Source organism: Streptomyces sp. NPDC050658 (assembly GCF_044457025.1).
Classification (GTDB): Bacteria; Actinomycetota; Actinomycetes; order Streptomycetales; family Streptomycetaceae; genus Streptomyces.
The window spans coordinates 596,115-614,948 of record NZ_JBITGM010000001.1; the positions used below are offsets into that span (position 1 = coordinate 596,115).

Sequence of the window (18,834 nt, forward strand, 5' to 3'; positions counted from 1 at the left end):
AGCTGGGCTATCTGAAGGAGACACGGTGGGTGAGCGGGTCACCATCCGCGATGTGGCGGCGCGGGCCGGAGTCTCGGTCGCGACCGTCTCGCGGGTCCTCGCGGGCAACTATCCGACGTCGACGGCGTCGCGCGCCAAGGTCCTGCGGGCCGTCAAGGACCTCGACTACGTCGCCAACGCGCACGCCCGCGCGTTGGCGGGCGCCGGCCGCAAGACGATCGCGGTGCTGATGTTCGACGTGGTGAGCTCCTTCTACGCGAACGTCGCCCAGGGCGTGGAGATGGAGGCGGCGCAGCACGGCAGGCTGACCCTGGTCTCCTCGACCGGCAGCGACCCGGCCCGCGAACTGGCCCTGGTCCAGATGATGCGGGAGCAGGCGGCGGAGGCAGTGATCCTGGTGGGCGGGGTCGTCGAGGACGACGAGTACCGGGAACGGATGGCGCGGTACGCGGAGGCGCTGGCGGCGGCGGGTTCCCGCCTGGTGCTGTGTGGCCGCCCGGCACCCGCGCCGGACGTACCGGCTCTGGTCGTGGAGTACGACAACGAGGCGGGCGCGTACGCGATCACCAGCCACCTGCTGGGCGCGGGACACCGCAAGACGGCCCTGATCGGCTACGAGCCGGGCCACACGACGGGCGAGGCACGGGTCGCGGGCTACCTCCGTGCACTGTCGGACCACGGCATCCCCCGCGAGGAGGCGATCCTGCACGGCATCGGCTTCGGGCAGCACAACGGGGACGAGGCGATACGGGATCTGCTGGCGAAGGCGGACGGACGCCCGGAGTTCACGGCGGTGTTCGCGGGCGACGACAGGGTGGCGGCGGCGACGGTGGTGGCGCTGCGCGAACACGGCTTCCGCGTGCCGGACGACATCTCGGTGGTCGGCTACAACGACGACCCCGTGGCCTCGGACATCACCCCCGCCCTCACCACGGTCCACATCCCCGCAGAAGAAATGGGCCGCACGGCGGTCCGCTTGGCCCTGGCGGGCGGGGCAGCGGCCCGAGCCGGCCAGGAGAGGCATGTCTTGGGCACGCACATTGTGATTCGGGAGAGCGTGCGGGGGGTTTGGGTGGGGAGGGGCGGTTGAGGGCGACCGGGCCGGCTGCCCTCAGACGGCACGAAAGCCGAACCACCCGACCGGCCCTCCCGGTGAGCCCTCCCCCCTCCCCCCCTCGCCCCCGCCAAAAGCCCCCTCACTCCCCCAACACCGCCCCCACCACCGCCTCCGGCCGGTCCCGCATCACTAGGTGGCCCGATGGGCGGGCGACGCGGAAGGTTGCTTCCAGTTGCTTCGCCAAGCCCCGCTGGCGGGTGAGCCAGCGGGGGCCGTCGTTTCCGGTGGACGCGGCCAGGACCGTTACCGGGAGGGTCGGGGGGAGGGGGAAGTCGCGGCGGAGGGCGGCAAGTTCCGCTGCTGTGTCGGCGTACGTCGCGTACTCCATGAGGGAGGCGCGGAGGACCCGGCTGGAGCCGTAGACCTGGCGGATCGCGGCCTCGGGGGCCTCGCCCCGTACCCCCAACCGCCGCACCCACGGCCCCACCGCCCTCGGCACCCCCGCCCCGCTCAGCACAGCCCCGCCCGCACGCGCCAAACCCAGCCGCACAGCACGAGGCACCCTTCCCCGTGGCCGTTCCTCGACGCTGGAGTCGGCCAGGACCAAGGCCGCCGTGCGCTCCGGGTGGAGGCGCGCGAACGCCTCGCAGTGGAAGCCCGCGAGCGAGTGGCCCACCAGCGTGGCCGGGCCCGGCAGGGCCAACGCGTCCAGGAGGGAAGCGATCCGCTCCGCCTCCCCCGCGAGGGACGGCGGCACGCGCGCGTGGCCGCTCAGCCCGAGCCCCGGCCGGTCGAAGCGCACCACGGTCCGCCGCGGAGCCAGGAGCTCCGTCACCTCGTCCCAGTCGAACCACGCCAGCCCCAGTCCGGCACTCAGCACGCACACCGGGCCGCGCCCCGTCACCTCCACGTGGTGCGGCACTCCCCCGATCCGTACGAAACTCATCCGCGCCGCACCGCCGCCGCACGCGCCAGCAATCCCAGCCACACCGCGATCAGCAGCACCTGGAGCCGCTGCCCCAGACCCAGCGCCCACGTCCCGTACCCCGCGTCGAACGCGACCACGGCCGCCAAGGTCCAGGCAGTGGCGGCCAGTTCGAGGAGGACGACGACGACGGCTGCCGGGCCCGCCAGGGGCAGTAGGATCCCGTGGCGGCGGGCCGCGAACGTGAGCAGCAGCATTCCCGCCAGCGCCCCCGCCACGGCGACCCCGCTGCTCGCCGCGTGCGCCGAGTGCGTCCACGGCACGAGCCCCGCCCCCTCCCGCTCCGCGCACCCCGCGTCCGCGGTCGGCGCGCAGCTCAGCGGCAGCCGCGAGTCGATCGCTGTGGCCGCCCCGAAGAGGGCAAGACCCGCCCAGCCCAGGACCGCCACCGGGCGGCGCGGGAGCCGCAGCAGCGCGCAGACCGCTCCGGCGACGACGAGTGAACCGGCGACCAGATCCGTAGCTCGGAACAGCCTCCCGTACGGCTGGTCCGTGGCGGCCAGTTCACTCACGTACGAACTGACGGGGGAGAGATCCGTCGCGAGGAAGCTCTCCAGCAGCCACGCGCTGTAGGCGAGCGCGGCCGACGCCATGAGGACGGCGACGGAGACGGCACGCCCGGCGGCGACGGGGCGGGACGTGGTCGGCCTGGGCTGCCGCATGGGCGCGTACGCGCTACTCGACGGCACGCGTCTCCCCCAGGCACACGTGGTCCCGGCCACCGGGGGAGATCATGAATTGACAGAATTTACACTCATTCGCCATGGGGTCATGATCAACGGAATGCCTGGCCCCCGCATGTCGCCCCATACCCGCCGGGGGTAGGGTTCGGCCCATGGCGACGACGAGGCGACCGGCGAGGGGCGGACAGCTCCTGCTGCTCGCCGCGCTGCTCCTCGGCATCGTGACGATGCATACGCTGGGCCATCCGACCGGGCACGGAGGTGACTCCGAACAGGCCTCACAGGCCACGCGGGCCACACAGATCGCACAGCTCACACAGGTCGCACAGGCCTCCGCCCGGCATGAGACGAGCGGCTCGGCGCATGGCATGAGCGGCGGCCACGCCACGCCCCCGGAGCCCGTCGGCCACATCGCGAGCGATCCCGTGATCGATCCCGCGAGCGATCCCCTGACCGATCCCCCGAGCGCCGCCGACCCCGCCGGCCACGGCGGCATGGACCCGCTGTCCGTATGCCTCGCGGTGCTCGGCGCCTTCACCCTTCTCCTGCTGCTGAAGGCAGGCCTGCTGCGGCCCGGCGGCTTCGCGGTCGCCGTGCGGACGCTCGCCCGGCTGCTCGACGGGCTGCGGCCCAATCCGCCGCCACCCCGCATACTCCTCGCCCGCCTTTCGGTGCTGCGCATTTAGGCCGGCTCACCGGCTGCTCAGCGCTGCCCGCGTCCGATGAATTCACTTCCCTGATCCGGGAACCTCCGGGCGTCGAGCGGTGTATCAGAAGCAGCGGATGAGCCCATCTGCACGCACCACCACGACGAGGTGTACTCAGCCATGCGCACTCGATCCACGCACACGCAACCCACGCGCACCCCTTCGCGCCGCGCCCTGCTCGGCGCGGCGACCGCAGTCGCCGGTTCGGGATTCCTGGCGGCCTGTTCCGGATCCGGCTCGGGCTCGGGCCACGGCGGGCACGGCGGCGGCTCCACGCCCGAGGGACCCGAGGGCTATGTCGACCCGGCGGGCAAGGAAGTCGCCGCCGCGGAGAAGAAGCGGTCCGGCGGCGCGGTCCGCGAGGTGAAGCTCATGGCCATGACGGCCAAGCTCGACCTCGGCGGCCGCACGGTCAGGACGTGGGCCTACGGCGACCAGCTGCCCGGCAAGGAAGTCCGCGCCACCGCCGGCGACACCCTCGCCCTGACGCTCGCCAACCACCTCCCCCAGGCCACGTCCCTGCACTGGCACGGCCTGGCCCTGCGCAACGACATGGACGGCGTCCCCGGCCTCACCCAGCAGGAGATCAAGCCCGGCGCGGACTTCACCTACCGCTTCGCGGTGCCGCACCCGGGGACGTACTGGTTCCATCCCCATTCGGGCACCCAGCAGGACCGCGGTCTGTACGCACCACTGATCGTGGAGGACCCCAAGGAGCCCTTGAAGTACGACAAGGAGTGGGTCGTCGTCCTCGACGACTGGGTCGACGGGGTGGACGGATCGACTCCCGACGGCGTCCTCGCCGAGCTCAGCAAGGGCATGGGCGGCCACGACATGGGCGGGGACGGGAACGGAGACGGCGGCAGTGGGGAAGGGAGCGGCTCCGGCGGCTCCGGCGGCTCCGACCACAGCGGGCACGACATGTCGAACATGTCCAACATGTCGATGCGGAGCGACCCGCAGGATTCCAAGGCCTCCCCCAAACCCTCCAAGTCCCCGAAGCCCTCCGGTCCCTCCCGCATGATGATGGGTGCCAAGAGCGACCTCCTGGGTGGTGACGCGGGCGACGTGGCCTACCCGCACTACCTGATCAACGGGCGTACGCCCGACGCGCCTTCGTCCCTCAAGGCCCGGCCCGGCGACCGCATCCGGCTCCGCATCATCAACGCCGGTGGTGACACGGCCTTCCGGGTGGCGCTCGGCGGGCACGAGATGACGGTGACGCACACGGACGGCTTCCCCGTGGAGCACGCGACGACGGACGCGCTGCTGCTCGGCATGGGCGAGCGCTATGACGTCCTGGTCACCGCCAAGGACGGGGTGTTCCCGCTGACCGCGGCCGCCGAGGGCAAGAAGGCCGCCGGGCTCGCGGTCCTGCGCACCGGCGGCGGCGCGGCGCCCGCTCCGTCCACGCGGCCCAAGGAACTGAAGGGGCGGCTCCTGACGGCGGACAAGCTGCGGGCGGCCGAGTCGGTGGCCCTCCCCTCCCGGAAGCCGGACCGCACGATCAGGATCCGGCTGACGGGCGGGATGGCCAAGTACGACTGGGCGTTCGACAAGAAGGCGTACGACCCCGACCGGCGCCACCCCGTCCGCGCGGGCGAGCGGGTCCGTCTGGTCTTCGCCAACTCCACGTCGATGTGGCACCCGCTCCATCTGCACGGCCACACCTTCGCCCTGGCGAACGTGGCGGGCGGCCCCCGCAAGGACACCGCGATCGTGCTGCCGAACGGGACGCTGACGGTGGACTTCGACGCGGACAACCCGGGCCTGTGGATGGTCCACTGCCACAACGTGTACCACTCGGAGGCAGGCATGATGACGGTCCTCGGCTACCGCCGCTGACCCCGCGCCCCACGTCGGTGATGGTGGCCACCGTCGACGTGGGGCGCCCCACACCCGCCCGAAGGGGCATCGCGTCGCTCTGACGATTACACTGGGGCCCGTGCCTCAACTACGCCTCGCCCTGAATCAGATCGACTCGACCGTCGGCGATCTCGCCGGGAACGCCGAGGCGATCGTCCATTGGACCCGGCACTCCGCCGAGCAGGGGGCGCACCTCGTCGCGTTCCCCGAGATGGCGCTGACCGGCTACCCCGTCGAGGACCTCGCGCTGCGTCCGTCCTTCGTGCAGGCCTCGCGGGACGCGCTGCGCGCGCTCGCCGCGCGGCTGAACGACGAGGGCTTCGGCGAGCTGCCGGTCGTCGTCGGCTATCTCGACCGCACCGAGGAGGCCAAGCCCAAGTACGGCCAGCCCGCAGGCGCCCCGCGCAACGCGGCGGCCGTGCTGCACCGCGGCGAGGCCGTGCTCACCTTCTCCAAGCACCACCTGCCCAACTACGGCGTCTTCGACGAGTTCCGCTACTTCGTGCCGGGCGAGACCCTGCCGATCGTGCGGGTGCGCGGCGTCGACGTCGCGCTCGCCATCTGCGAGGACCTCTGGCAGGACGGCGGCCGTGTGCCGGCGACGCGTACGGCGGGCGCGGGCCTGCTGCTCTCCGTCAACGCGTCGCCGTACGAGCGGAACAAGGACGACCAGCGGCTCGAGCTGGTCCGCAAGCGCGCCCAGGAGGCGGGCTGCACCACCGCCTATCTCGCGATGATCGGCGGCCAGGACGAGCTGGTCTTCGACGGCGACTCGATCGTCGTCGACAAGGACGGGGAAGTCATCGCGCGGGCGCCGCAGTTCGCCGAGGGGTGTGTCGTCCTCGATCTCGATTTGCCCGCCGCGGCGGTCGAGCCGCCGTCCGGTGTCGTGGACGACGGGCTGCGGATCGAGCACGTCACGGTCTCGGAGGAGGCCGTACCGGCGTACGAGCCCGAACTCACCGGTGGGTACGCCGAGCGGCTCGACGACGACGAAGAGGTGTACTCGGCGCTGGTGGTGGGCCTGCGGGCGTACGCCGCGAAGAACGGGTTCAAGAGCGTCCTGATCGGGCTCTCCGGCGGCATCGACTCCGCGCTGACCGCCGCGCTGGCCTGTGACGCGCTGGGCGCGCAGAACGTGTACGGGGTGGCCATGCCGTCCCGTTACTCCTCGGACCACTCGATCGGGGACGCGGAGGAGCTGGCGCGGCGTACGGGGCTGAACTTCCGGACCGTGCCGATCGCGCCGATGTTCGACGCGTACATGGGGTCGCTGGGTCTCACCGGTCTCGCCGAGGAGAACCTGCAGTCCCGCCTTCGCGGCACGATGCTGATGGCGATCTCCAACCAGGAGGGCCACATCGTTCTCGCGCCCGGCAACAAGTCGGAGCTGGCGGTGGGCTATTCGACGCTCTACGGCGACTCGGTCGGGGCGTACGGGCCGATCAAGGACGTCTACAAGACGCTGATCTTCCGGCTCGCCGAGTGGCGCAACCGCGCGGCGGTGGAGCGGGGGCAGACGCCGCCGATCCCGGAGAACTCGATCACGAAGCCGCCGAGCGCGGAGCTGCGGCCGGATCAGGTGGACACGGACTCGCTCCCGGATTATCCGGTCCTGGACGGGATTCTGGAGCTGTACGTCGACCGGGACCAGGGCGCGGACGCGATCGTTGCCGCGGGCTTTGACCGGGAGCTGGTGGTGAAGACGCTGCGGATGGTGGACACCGCCGAGTACAAGCGGCGGCAGTACCCGCCGGGCACGAAGATCTCCGCGAAGGGCTTCGGCAAGGACCGCCGCCTGCCGATCACCAATCGCTGGCGGGAGTCGGTCTGACCCCGGGCCCGCCCTGAACCGCCGCTGCCCGGCGGATTCCTCCCACCGCCCACCCGTCACCCGGCATCCAGCCGGACCATGAACGGGTGGGCGGTTCGGTACGGCTGAGCGTTCGTTCCGTACAAGTGGGCGGTTCAGTGCAAGTGGCCGGTTCAGTACAGCTGAGCCCTTCGATACGAGCAGACCGCAGCCGCGCCGCACGGGCCACAGCCGACTCCCCGCCCCCTACCGGCGGGACTTCTCCAGCCGTGGCGCCCCCGAAGCCGAAGCCACAACCCGCTCCGCACCCCCCACCGGCAGCCGCCGCGCATCCACCGCGTACGCCACCCCCGCCACGGCCAAGCCCAGCACCGCCAGCCCCGCTCCCGCCACCGCGGGAGACGTGACGCCGAAGCCTGCTGTCAGGGCGAGGCCGCCGATCCATGCGCCGCCCGCGTTGGCGAGGTTGAATGCGGCCTGGTTGGCGGACGAGGCCAGGGACGGTGCCGCCGACGCCTTTTCCATCACCATCAGCTGCAGCGGTGACCCCGTCGTGAACGCCGCCATGCCGAGCAGCGTCACGGCGAGCGCCGCGCTCCACGGCGTACCCATGAGGAGCGGGAACAGGGCGAGGACCACGACGAGTGCGGTCAGGCCGCCGAAGAGCGTGCCCCGCAGGGAGTGGTCGGCGAGCCTGCCGCCGAGGAGGTTGCCGGCGGTGGCGCCGACACCGAACAGCGCCAGGAGCAACGTAACGCTGGATTCGGCGTAGCCGGCGGCGTCCGTGAGCATCGGTGCGATGTAGCTGTACGCCGAGAACAGCGCCCCGAAGCCCGCGACGGTCGTGCCGAGCGCCAGCCACACCGGCACGCTGCCGAGCGCCCGCAGTTCGCCGCGGAGTCCTGCCGCCTCGCCGTGGCCGTGGTCGGCGGGGACCAGCAGGGCCAGGGAGGCTATCGCCGCGATGCCGATCGCGCTGACCGCGAGGAAGGTGGCGCGCCAGCCCAGTTGCTGGCCCATGGCGGTGGCCACCGGGACGCCCACGATGTTGGCGACGGTCAGGCCGAGGAACATCAGGGACACCGAGCGGGCCTTGCGCTCGGGGGCGACGAGCCCCGTCGCGACGACCGCGCCGACGCCGAAGAACGCGCCGTGCGGAAGCCCGCTCAGGAAGCGGGCCGCAAGGAGCCAGTGGTAGTCGGGGGCCGCGGCCGACAGCGCGTTGCCCGCCACGAAGAGGATCATCAGGCCGATCAGGACGCGGCGGCGCGGGATCCGCGCGGTGACGGCGGCGAGCAGCGGGGCGCCGATGACGACGCCGAGGGCGTACGCCGAGACGAGGTGTCCTGCGGTGGGGATGGATATGTCCAGGTCGTCCGCGACGTTGGGCAGCAGGCCCATCATCACGAACTCGGTCGTGCCGATGCCGAAGGCGCCCACGGCTAGGGCGAGCAGGGCCAGGGGCATGAAGAACCTTCCGGGGGGGCGCGCGGGGAGTGTGTTCCGTAAGTTTACGTACGGAACAAAGCTTCGCAGGCCCAGTATTCCGTGAGGTTAAGAGCGGATGTGCGGTGCACTAAACGTGGCCCGAGGCTAGAGCTCGACCCGCGCCGCGATCGGCAGATGATCGCTGCCCGTCTCCGGCAGCGTCCAGGACGACACCGGCTCGACGCCCTTCACCATGATCTGGTCGATCCGCGCCATCGGGAACGACGCGGGCCAGCTGAACCCGAAGCCGTCGCCCGCCGCGCCCTGCGTGGAGCGCATCTGGGAGGTGACCGCGTTCAGGGCGCGGTCGTTCATCGTGCCGTTCAGGTCGCCGAGCAGCACGACCTTGGAGACCTGCTCGTCGGCGATCGCCTCGCCCAGCGCGTCGGCGCTCGCGTCCCGCTGGTTGGCGGTGAAGCCCGCGTCCAGCTTGACCCGCACGGAGGGCAGGTGAGCGACGTACACGGCTACCTCGCCCTTGGGGGTGCCGACCGTCGTGCGCATCGCGCGGGTCCAGCCCAGCTTGATGTCGACGGGCTTGGTGCCGGTCAGCGGGTACTTGGACCAGAGGCCGACCGTGCCCTGCACCGAGTGGTACTTGTAGGTGCCGGCAAGGGCCTTCTCGTACGTCGGAACCGCGGCCTGCGTGAGCTCCTCCAGGGCCACGACGTCGGCGCCGGACGCTGCGACGTCACGGGCGGTGCCCGCCGGGTCGGCGTTCTCCGCGTTCACGTTGTGGGTGGCGACGGTGAGGTCGCCGCCGCTGCCGGCGGACTTGCCGATGACGAGACCGCCGAAGGAGTTCAGCCAGATGACGGCGGGCAGCAGCACCGCGATCAGCGCCGTCGCGGACTTGCGGACCAGGCCGATGACGAGCAGCACGGGGATCAGTACGCCGAGCCAGGGCAGGAACGTCTCGATGAGACTGCCCAGGTTGCCCACGCCGTTCGGGATCTGCGCGTGGAAGAGCATCACCAGGGCGAGCAGCACCGCGACCGCCGCGGTGACCGTGCCGCGCCGCCAGATGCCCCGGTCGCCGCGCCAACCGTCCGCGAGGCGTCGGAACCGGGACCCCCGGCGGTCGGGCCCGGAGCCGCCGCTGCCCGCCTCCGTCACATACGCCTGCGCCATACGCTCGTCGCCTCACTGCCTGCCGTGCAACCGTCCTCGCCCCTGAAACCCTAGGCGATGATCGGGTGTCCTCCCCGCCGTCCGTGACGGCCGTACGGGACGAGGACGAGTGGCGCGGCACGGCGGGTTCCGCATCCCGCCGCAGATCGGGCCGCTGTGACGAAACGCGCACATTCACCCCGTGGGCGCCGACCGGTCCCGCCCCGCGTCACCCCGTGGGCCGCAGCCCCGCGAGGACGGAGTCCACGATCCGCTCGGCCAGGTCCTCGTCGAGCGGCGCGTCGGAGCGCAGCACGGTGCGGACGAGCATGGGGCCGACGAACATGTCGTTGGCGAGGACGATGTCGACGTCCGCGCGCAGTTCGCCGCTCTCCACGCCGCGGCGCAGCACCCCGAGCATGACGCGGCGCTGCGGTTCGACGACGGTCGCGTGGTACGCCTCCCACAGCTTCGGCAGGCTCTTCATCTGCGCGAACACGTTGTGCAGGAGTGCGGAGGAGCGCAGGTTCACGCCGCGCCGGCGCAGATGGTCGAGGAGGGTGACGAGATCCCCGCGCATGGAGTCCCCGGCCAGTTCGGGCGGCGGGTCGTCCATGCCGCGCAGGATGTCGACGAAGAGTTCCTCCTTGCCGCTCCAACGCCGGTAGATGGTGGCCTTGCCGACGCCCGCGGTGCGGGCGATCCGCTCGATCGAGAGGTCGGCGAGCGGCACGCCCTCCTCGATCAGCTTCAGTACGCCCTCGATGATGGCCCGCTCCACGGCCTCGCTGCGGGGTCGCCCCCGGACACCTCTGGCGATGTGGGCCACGTCTACTCCGTCTGTCGGTTGCTGCGATGTGCCAGGCCGATTGTCCCTTCCCGGCCCGGCACCCCGGTCAACGCCCCGCGCCGACCGGGTCGGCCTTCGGCTGCTCCGGCTCCGGTTCCCGCGGCGTACGGCCCGGCAGGAACAGGGCGACGACCACGACGCCGATCAGCGCGACGCCGGCGCCGCAGACCGCGGTGATGTGCATGGCGTGCAGGAAGGAGTCGTGGGCGGCGGAGACCAGGGGTTCGCCGCGCGGGCCGAGCTTCGCCGCGACGCCGAGGGTGGCCTCGATGGACTCGCCCGCGGTGTGCCGTACGCCGGAGGGCAGCAGGGTGAGCTTGTCCTCGACGCCGCTGCGGTAGGCGGCGGAGAGCACCGAGCCGAGCACCGCGATGCCGAGCGCGCCGCCCACCTGCCGGAAGGTGTTGCTCAGCGCGGAGGCGGAGCCCGCCTTCTCGCGGGGCAGGGCCTGCATGATGACGACGCTGGCGGGGGTCATGATGTGCGCCATGCCGGTGCCCATCAGGAAGAAGATGACCTCCAGGATCCAGATCGGCGTATCGGCCTCAAGGACAGTGAAGGCGGCGAGCATCGCGGCGATGGTGAGCAGTCCGCCGGTGCAGACGGCGCGGACGCCGAAGCGGTCGACGACGAGCCGGGCGCGCGGCGCGAAGATGAGCTGGGCGGCGGCGAGCGGCAGCATCAACAGGCCGGTCTCCAGCGGCGAGTAGCCCCGGACGCTCTGCGTGTAGAAGACCGAGAAGAAGGTCACGCCCATCAGCGCGAAGAAGACCAGCGCGAGGGCGCTGATGGCCGCCGAGAACACCCGGTTCTTGAAGTACGAGATGTCGATCGAGGGATGGTCGCTGCGCTTCTCGTGGAGGACGAAGACGACGAGTACGGCGAGGCCCGCGGCGACGGTCGCGAGGACGGACGCGTCGGTGAAGTCGGCGAGCTGACCGCCCTTGATGATGCCGTAGACGAGCAGGACGAGGCCGACGATGGACAGGCCCACACCGACCAGGTCGATCCGGCCCGGAGCGGGGTCGCGGGAGTCCGGCACGAGCCAGATCATCAGGCCGATCGCGAGGATCACGATGGGTACGTTGACCAGGAAGACCGAGCCCCACCAGAAGTGGTCCAGGAGCACGCCGCCGGTGATGGGGCCGATCGCGATGGCCAGGCCCACGCCGCCGGCCCAGATGCCGATGGCCTTCGGCTGCTCGTCCCGCTCGAAGACGTTCATCAGGACGGCGAGCGTCGCGGGCATCACGAAGGCGGCGCCGAGGCCCATCACGGCGCGGAACAGGATCAGCTGGACGGGCGAGCCGGACTCGGCGGCGAGCGCGGAGCCGATGCCGAAGACGGCGAGGCCCGCGATGAGCACCTTCTTGCGGCCGATGCGGTCACCGAGCAGGCCCGCGGTGAAGAGCAGGCCCGCGAAGACCAGCGTGTAGGAGTTGATGGCCCATTCCAGGTCGCCCTGGGTGGCGCCGAGGCCGGTGGGGGCCGGGGTCGAGATCGTCTTGATGGCGACGTTCAGGATCGAGTTGTCGAGCACCACGATCAGCAGGCTGAGCATCAGGACGCCGAGGATCGCCCAGCGCCGTCGGTGCACGGCCTCCGGTATGCGTGGGGTGGTGACATCGGGAGTGGTCATGCGCTCCACCCTAGAACCATTTCGATACGAGACCGTCTCGTATTGGAAAGAATTTACCCGCCGTACGCCGGGACGCCTCGGGGACGGAGCGGGCACGCAGCGAGAACGGAGCGAAGACGGAGCAGAGATGGTCCGGATCACCCGGGACGCACTAGCCGAGGGACGGCACGCGATGCCACCATGGAGGTGATCCGGGGACGCCGTGAGGGCGCCTCGAGATGAGAGAAGGAGCCGTTGCGATGACGCAACTTTCGGCTGCCCAGAAGCCGGCAGAGGGTGCCGCCCAGAAGTCCGACAGCAGCAAGGCGCTGTACGGGGGCAAGAGCACCCGCCGCATCACCGTCCGGGACATCACCGCCGCCAAGGAGCGCGGCGAGAAGTGGCCCATGCTCACCGCGTACGACGCGATGACCGCGTCCGTCTTCGACGAGGCCGGCATCCCCGTGATGCTGGTCGGCGACTCGGCGGGCAACTGTCACCTCGGGTACGACACCACCGTGCCCGTCACCCTCGACGAGATGACCATGCTGTCGGCGGCCGTCGTACGGGGCACGTCGCGTGCCCTGATCGTCGGCGACCTGCCGTTCGGCTCGTACCAGGAGGGCCCGGTCCAGGCCCTGCGCTCCGCGACCCGCCTGGTCAAGGAGGCCGGGGTCGGCGCGGTGAAGCTGGAGGGCGGCGAGCGCTCGCTCCCCCAGACCGAGCTGCTGGTCTCCTCCGGCATCCCCGTCATGTCCCACCTGGGCCTCACCCCGCAGTCCGTGAACACCATGGGCTACCGGGTGCAGGGCCGCGGCGACGAGGCGGCGCACCGGCTGCTCTCCGACGCCAAGGCCGCGCAGGACGCGGGCGCGTTCGCGGTGGTCCTGGAGCTGGTCCCGGCGGAACTGGCCGCCGAGGTCACCCGCTCCCTGCACATCCCGACCGTCGGGATCGGCGCGGGCGCCGCGTGCGACGCGCAGGTCCTGGTGTGGACGGACATGCTGGGTCTCACCGGCGGCAAGATGCCGCGCTTCGTGAAGCAGTACGCGGATCTGCGGGGCGTGATGTCCGGCGCGGCCAAGGCGTTCGCCGAGGACGTGGTGGGCGGGGCGTTCCCCGCCGAGGAGCACGCGGTCCACTGACCCTGAGGCACCCATGACCGCCGGGCACGCCATGCCCGGCACCGAGCCACAGCGGCACCACGGCAGCCCGTCGATCTTCCCCCGTCGACGGGCTGTCGGCAGCTTGTCGGTGGATTGTCGGTGGCGTCTGGCAGCTTGGGGTGCATGACGCGAATCGACGACAACCCCGGAGGCGCAGAGAGCGCCGTGACCGTGCGGGGACTGGTCAAGCACTACGGCGAGACCAAAGCACTGGACGGCGTGGACCTCGACGTACGGGAAGGCACCGTCCTCGGTGTGCTCGGGCCCAACGGCGCCGGCAAGACCACCCTCGTCCGCTGCCTCTCCACCCTGATCACCCCCGACTCGGGCACGGCCCATGTCGCCGGGTACGACGTGGTGCGCCAGCCCCGCCAGCTGCGCCGGGTGATAGGCCTCACCGGTCAGTACGCATCGGTGGACGAGAAGCTCTCCGGCCGCGAGAACCTGTACATGATCGGGCGGCTGCTCGACCTGCCCCGCAAGGAGGCCAGGTCAAGGGCCGACGGCCTGCTGGAGCGGTTCTCCCTCACCGAGGCCGCCACCCGCCCCGCCAAGACGTACTCCGGCGGCATGCGCCGCCGGCTCGACCTGGCCGCCTCGATGATCGGCAGCCCCTCCGTCCTCTATCTGGACGAGCCGACGACCGGCCTCGACCCCCGCACCCGCAACGAGGTGTGGACCGAGGTCAAGCGCATGGTGCGGGACGGCGTGACCGTCCTGCTCACCACCCAGTACATGGAGGAGGCCGAGCAGCTGGCCTCCGAGCTGACGGTCATCGACCGTGGCAAGGTCATCGCCAACGGCGCCATCGACGAGCTGAAGGCGAAGGTCGGCGGCCGCACCCTGCGGGTCCGCCCGGCCGACCCGCTGGAGCTGCGCCCGCTGGCGAACGCCCTTGACGACCTCGGCCTGACCGGCCTCGCCACCTCTGCGGTGGACGCCGAGTCCGGCACGGTCCTCGTCCCGATCCTCAGCGACGAGCAGCTCACCGCCGTGGTCGGCGCGATCACCGCGCGCGGCATCACGGTCAGCTCCGTCACCACCGAACTGCCCAGCCTGGACGAGGTGTTCCTCTCCATCACCGGCCAGAAGGCCAGCGCCCCGCAGGACGCCCGCCCGGCCGGAAACGAACTCGAGGAGGTCGCCGTATGAGCGCCACCACCCTGACGGCACCTCTCGACAAGAGCCAGGCCGACGCCCGCATAGGACTGCGCGACCATGTGCGGCACACCAGCGCGCTGGTCCGCCGCAATCTGCTCTGGATCCGCCAGGACCCGGAGTCGATCCTGGACGCGGTCATGATGCCGATCGTCTTCACCCTGCTGTTCGTGTACGTCTTCGGCGGGTCCATCGGCCAGGCGCTCGGCGGCGGCCAGGACCAGTACGTGCAGTACGTGGTGCCGGGCATGCTGGCGATGATGAGCATGAGCATCGCCATGTCCGTCGGCACGGGCTTCAACCAGGACTTCCAGAACGGCATCATGGACCGTTTCCGCACCCTGCCGATCGGCCAGGGCTCGGTCCTCTTCGCCAAGATCGTGGTGGAGCTGATGCGGCTGCTCCTCGCGACGACGATCATGATGATCGTCGGTGTCATGGTGGGCTTCGACATCACCAACTGGGGCGGACTGCTCGCCTCCGTGGGCCTGTCCGCGCTGTTCGGCACGTCCATCATGTGGATCTTCCTGGTGCTCGGCGTCTCCATGAAGAGCGCCCAGTCCGTGCAGGCGATGGGCTTCCTGGTCCTGATGCCGCTGCAGTTCGGCTCGTCGATCTTCGCGCCGACCCAGTCCATGCCGGGCTGGCTGCAGGCCTTCACCGACTACAACCCGCTGTCCTCGCTCGCGGACGCAGCGCGCGGACTGATGGTGGGCGGCCCGGCCGCGCACGACGTGTGGATCACGGTCATCTGGTCGGCCGCGCTCACTCTGGTGATGGCGCCGATCGCGATCCACAAGTTCCGTACGAAGAGCTGAGCGTTCCGCCCGGCGGACCGCCGGGCGGCTCAGCCGATGTACGTGTCGCAGAGGGCGACGGCCTCTTCGGCGGAGAGGCCGCCGCCTTCCGCGTACGCCGCCTCGTACGCCGTGTCGCCGAGCGCGGCGCGCGCCGAATCCACCGCGGCGGCCCTGGCGTCACGCTCCAGGGCGGTGGGGAAGTGGCCCGGCGGCAGATCCCGCTGGGCCGCGCCGATCAGCCGGGCGGCACCCTCGGCGTGCCGGCCGCCGTCGATGCCCGCCAGGGCGCGGGCGGCGATGGTGAGATGAAGGGACGTCACATGCGGCGCGATCATCTGGGTCAGCGGGTCGATGGACTTCTCCACCGCGTCGCGCGCCGCGGCGAGCCCCTGCGCGTACCGGCCGTCCTGGGTGTCGAGCCAGGCCTCGGCGCCGAGCATGAAGCTGTCGAAGACGGCGAAGTCGACGACCTTGAACTCCTCGCGCAGCAGCCGCAGTTGCTCGCGCGCCTCGGCCGTGCGGCCGGTGCGGCCGAGCAGGTCGACGAGGAAGAAACGGGCGGTCGGCATGGATTCGCTGTGGCCGCTCTTGGACTCGCGCTCCAGGACCCCCCACAGCAGCTCCTCGCCCCGCACCGGCTCCCCCGCCTCGACGAGGACCGCACCGAGGCGGGCCATCAGGACGGTCGCCTGCGCGGGCGCGCCCAGCTCCTCCGCGTACGCGATGGCCGCGCTGAAGTCCTCGGCGGCCCGCGCGAAGCCGCCCCGCCGCTCATGGGCCTCGCCGCGCGAGGAGAGCGCCTCGGCCATGCCCCACACGTCGCCGAGCCGGGTGAAGATCTCCAGGGACTCGTCGGCGTCACGGCCCGCGTCACCCGCCCAGTCCGTGCGGTTGGCGCGGATGTTGGCCCGCTGCTGGAGCGCGGAGGCCAGCTCCCACTCGTAGCCGCGCTCCCGGCAGGTGGCGATCGTCGCGTCGAGGATGGTGTGCAGCCGGTCCACCTCGCCGCCGAAGAGCACCGCGAAGAACCACAGGCTCCCCGGCGACCAGCAGGTCTGAGGCAGACCCGGCCGGTACGCCTCCCTGATGCCCGCCAGTTTCTCCTTGGCCTCGGGCGTCTGCCAGGCCTCCAGGTTCATGTCCATGACGGAGAGCTGGATGAGGTGGACGCCGCGGCGCGCCTCGGCGAGCACGTCGGGGCGCATGGGCAGCGGGTGGGCCGTACAGCGTTCGTAGAGCGGTTCCACGGTCGGGACCGGGCGGACGAAGGGATCGGGTCCGAGGGCGACGACATCACGCGACCAGTTGCGGATCTCGATGCGCAGATTGCGGATCGTCCAGAACCAGGAGAGCGAGAGGACGAGACAGAGCGCCTCCTGCTCCTCCCGCGCCGCGACCGCGTGCCGCAGGGCGGTGCGCAGATTCTCGTACTCGCCCTCCAGCCGTTCGACGGCGGCGCGCTGGCCGCTGCCGCGCAGCAGCGGTTCGGTGACGCGGGCGAACTCCCGGAAGTACACGAGGTGCGCGCGCTCGGCCGCCGCCCGGTCGCCGGCCTGGCCGAGCCGCTCGGACGCGTACTCGCCGACGGTCTCCAGGAGCCGGTAGCGCATGCCGTCCCGCGCCGAAGGGGCCGCGACGACGAGGGACTTGTCGACGAGCGAGCCGAGCACGTCGGCGACGTCGTACGACGAGACCGCCGACGCCCCGCCCTCCGGGCCCCCGCACACCGCCTCCGCCGCCGCCAGGTCGCAGCCGCCCGCGAAGACGGAGAGGCGGCGCAGGACCGTCCGCTCGGCCTCGTCGAGGAGGTCCCAGGACCAGTCGACGACCGCGCGCAGGGTCTGCTGACGGGGCAGCACCGTGCGCGCGCCGGTGGTCAGGAGGCGGAAGCGGTCGTCGAGCCGGTCGGCGATCTGCCGCGGCGTGAGCATCCGCAGGCGCGCGGCGGCCAGTTCGATGGCCAGCGGAAGGCCGTCGAGCCGCTGGCAGATCTCGGCCGCCGCCGCCCCGCCCTCGCCGTCCTCCTCGACGCGGAAGCCGGGCTTCGCCGCCGCGCCCCGGTCCGCGAAGAGCCGCAGCGCGATCGGCCCCGGCAGCGGCTCCACCGGACGCAGCAACTCCCCCGGCACGCCCAAGGGTTCGCGGCTCGTGGCGAGGACCGTGAGGCCCGGGCAGTGCGCGAGGAGCTGTTCCGCGAGGTGGGCGGCGGCGTCGATGACGTGCTCGCAGTTGTCGAGGATCAGCAGCATGCGGCGGGGCCCGCAGTGTTCCGTGAGCCGTACGAGGGGGTCGTCGCCGTGCCGGTCCGACACCGCCCGCATCTCCTCCGCGCCGGCGCCGCGCAGCACCGTCTCGCGGGCGCCGAGCGCGGTGAGGACGGCTTCGGGCACGGCGTCCGGATCCTCCACCGGGGCGAGCTCGGCCAGCCAGACGCCGTCCGGCACTCCCCCGGCGACGGTCTCCGCGGCCTCCTGCGAGAGCCGGGTCTTCCCGGCGCCGCCGGGCCCGAGCAGCGTGACGAGGCGGGCCTGCTCCAGGTCGCCCCGGATGGCCTCGATGTCGGCCTCCCTGCCGACGAAGGAGGTGAGCCTGGCGCGCAGGTTGCCCTGCGGCCGTCCCGGCCGGCGGGGCGCGGCTGCCACCGGGGTGTCGGCGCGCAGCAACTCCTCGTGCAGGGCGCGCAGTTCGGCCCCCGGGTCGGCGCCGAGCCGGTCCGCGATGAGGCGGCGTACGCCGTCGTAGGCCGCGAGCGCCTCGGCCGGGCGGCCCGCGTCGCGCAGCGCCCGCAGCCGCAGGGCCTGCAGCGGCTCGTCCAGGGGGTGGCTCTCGCACAGGGCGGTCAGCTCGGGCAGCGCCTGCCCGGCCTGGCCCAGCGCGAGTGCCGCGGTCAGGCGGGCGCGGCGGGCGTCGAGGCGGCGTGACTCCCAGCGGGCGGCCTCGGCGGTGCGGTCGGGCAGGTCGGCGAGGGGCCGGCCCTGCCAGAGGGCGAGCGCGTCGTCGAGGGCGACCGCCGCCTTGGCGGCGTCGCCGTCGGCCAGGGCGCGGGTGCCCTCGCCGGTGAGCCGCTCGAAGCGGTACAGGTCGATGTCGTCGGGCTCGGCGCGCAGCCGGTAGCCGCCGTCGGCCGAGACGATCGTGTCGGCGCCGATGGTTCTGCGGAGCCGGCCGATGAGCGCCTGGACGGCCGCGGGGGCGTCCGCGGGCGGGTCGCCGTCCCACACCTCGTCGACGAGGGCGGGCACGGGGACGGCTCGTGGGGTTCGCAGGGCGAGGACGGTGAGCAGGGCGCGCAGCCGTGGTCCGCCGATGGGGAGCGGGGTCCCGTCGGCGTGGATGGCCTGGGTGGTGCCGAGGATGCGGTAGCGCACGGGGTCCATTGTCTCTGGTGGTCGTCGGACGGCTACTGACAGCCCCTCCGGCGTTGCGGGGTGCGGGGCGGTGCCCCAGGACCGAGCCCCGGCGCGGGTCCACCCACAGACTGACCGATCCTGCCTGGAACCAGGCGGCCGCGCGAGTCGTTTTCGCCGTACGCC

Annotated in this window: 14 protein-coding genes; 7 read left to right on the forward strand and 7 right to left on the reverse strand. The window is 72.0% G+C overall.

The features are described 5' to 3' along the window. The first annotated feature begins 25 nt into the window (after window positions 1–25). Window positions 26–1,090: a LacI family DNA-binding transcriptional regulator gene (locus ACIBKX_RS02780; RefSeq protein WP_363270771.1), complete on the forward strand. Its 1,065-nt coding sequence runs from the start codon at window positions 26–28 to the stop codon at window positions 1,088–1,090. 106 nt (window positions 1,091–1,196) lie between these two features. On the opposite strand, the gene ACIBKX_RS02785 is transcribed toward ACIBKX_RS02780, so the two are convergent. Both ACIBKX_RS02785 and ACIBKX_RS02790 read right to left on the reverse strand, forming a co-directional pair. Next, window positions 1,197–2,003, reverse strand: coding sequence for an alpha/beta hydrolase (locus ACIBKX_RS02785; RefSeq protein ID WP_363270770.1), 807 nt, complete (start codon window positions 2,001–2,003; stop codon window positions 1,197–1,199). Next, window positions 2,000–2,635 (reverse strand): DUF998 domain-containing protein, encoded by a 636-nt coding sequence (locus tag ACIBKX_RS02790; protein ID WP_363270853.1) that lies wholly within the window; start codon window positions 2,633–2,635, stop codon window positions 2,000–2,002. The genes ACIBKX_RS02785 and ACIBKX_RS02790 overlap by 4 nt, the downstream gene beginning before the upstream one ends. A gap of 242 nt (window positions 2,636–2,877) precedes the next feature. On the opposite strand from ACIBKX_RS02790, the gene ACIBKX_RS02795 reads away from it, so the two are divergent. From ACIBKX_RS02795 to ACIBKX_RS02805, 3 genes are all read left to right on the forward strand, one after another. Beyond that, window positions 2,878–3,411 (forward strand): hypothetical protein, encoded by a 534-nt coding sequence (locus ACIBKX_RS02795; protein WP_363270769.1) that lies wholly within the window; start codon window positions 2,878–2,880, stop codon window positions 3,409–3,411. A gap of 141 nt (window positions 3,412–3,552) precedes the next feature. Then, on the forward strand, window positions 3,553–5,277 hold the full coding sequence (locus ACIBKX_RS02800) for a multicopper oxidase family protein (RefSeq protein ID WP_363270768.1): 1,725 nt from the start codon (window positions 3,553–3,555) through the stop codon (window positions 5,275–5,277). 100 nt (window positions 5,278–5,377) lie between these two features. After that, window positions 5,378–7,132, forward strand: coding sequence for an NAD+ synthase (locus tag ACIBKX_RS02805; RefSeq protein ID WP_363270767.1), 1,755 nt, complete (start codon window positions 5,378–5,380; stop codon window positions 7,130–7,132). A gap of 225 nt (window positions 7,133–7,357) precedes the next feature. On the opposite strand, the gene ACIBKX_RS02810 is transcribed toward ACIBKX_RS02805, so the two are convergent. The 4 genes from ACIBKX_RS02810 to ACIBKX_RS02825 all read right to left on the reverse strand — a co-directional run bounded on the left by ACIBKX_RS02810 (window position 7,358) and on the right by ACIBKX_RS02825 (window position 12,198). Beyond that, window positions 7,358–8,578 (reverse strand): MFS transporter, encoded by a 1,221-nt coding sequence (locus ACIBKX_RS02810; protein WP_363270766.1) that lies wholly within the window; start codon window positions 8,576–8,578, stop codon window positions 7,358–7,360. 126 nt (window positions 8,579–8,704) lie between these two features. Beyond that, window positions 8,705–9,730, reverse strand: a complete 1,026-nt coding sequence (locus tag ACIBKX_RS02815) for an endonuclease/exonuclease/phosphatase family protein (protein ID WP_363270765.1) — start codon at window positions 9,728–9,730, stop codon at window positions 8,705–8,707. Between the two features lie 208 nt (window positions 9,731–9,938). After that, window positions 9,939–10,538, reverse strand: a complete 600-nt coding sequence (locus ACIBKX_RS02820; protein ID WP_363270764.1) for a TetR/AcrR family transcriptional regulator — start codon at window positions 10,536–10,538, stop codon at window positions 9,939–9,941. A 67-nt stretch (window positions 10,539–10,605) separates the two neighbouring features. After that, window positions 10,606–12,198 carry an MFS transporter gene (locus tag ACIBKX_RS02825; RefSeq protein ID WP_363270763.1) on the reverse strand — a complete coding sequence of 531 codons (1,593 nt, stop codon included), beginning with the start codon at window positions 12,196–12,198 and terminating at the stop codon, window positions 10,606–10,608. Between the two features lie 239 nt (window positions 12,199–12,437). Between ACIBKX_RS02825 and panB the strand changes: the two genes are divergently transcribed. The 3 genes from panB (at window position 12,438) to ACIBKX_RS02840 (ending at window position 15,319) form a co-directional block, all read left to right on the forward strand. Continuing rightward, window positions 12,438–13,322 carry a 3-methyl-2-oxobutanoate hydroxymethyltransferase gene (gene panB / locus ACIBKX_RS02830; RefSeq protein ID WP_363270762.1) on the forward strand — a complete coding sequence of 295 codons (885 nt, stop codon included), beginning with the start codon at window positions 12,438–12,440 and terminating at the stop codon, window positions 13,320–13,322. 144 nt (window positions 13,323–13,466) lie between these two features. Continuing rightward, window positions 13,467–14,495 carry an ATP-binding cassette domain-containing protein gene (locus ACIBKX_RS02835; protein WP_363270761.1) on the forward strand — a complete coding sequence of 343 codons (1,029 nt, stop codon included), beginning with the start codon at window positions 13,467–13,469 and terminating at the stop codon, window positions 14,493–14,495. Then, window positions 14,492–15,319 carry an ABC transporter permease gene (locus ACIBKX_RS02840; protein WP_363270760.1) on the forward strand — a complete coding sequence of 276 codons (828 nt, stop codon included), beginning with the start codon at window positions 14,492–14,494 and terminating at the stop codon, window positions 15,317–15,319. The genes ACIBKX_RS02835 and ACIBKX_RS02840 overlap by 4 nt, the downstream gene beginning before the upstream one ends. A gap of 29 nt (window positions 15,320–15,348) precedes the next feature. Here the strand turns inward: ACIBKX_RS02840 and ACIBKX_RS02845 are convergent, their stop codons facing one another. Continuing rightward, window positions 15,349–18,678, reverse strand: a complete 3,330-nt coding sequence (locus ACIBKX_RS02845; protein ID WP_363270759.1) for a BTAD domain-containing putative transcriptional regulator — start codon at window positions 18,676–18,678, stop codon at window positions 15,349–15,351. Window positions 18,679–18,834 lie beyond the last annotated feature (156 nt).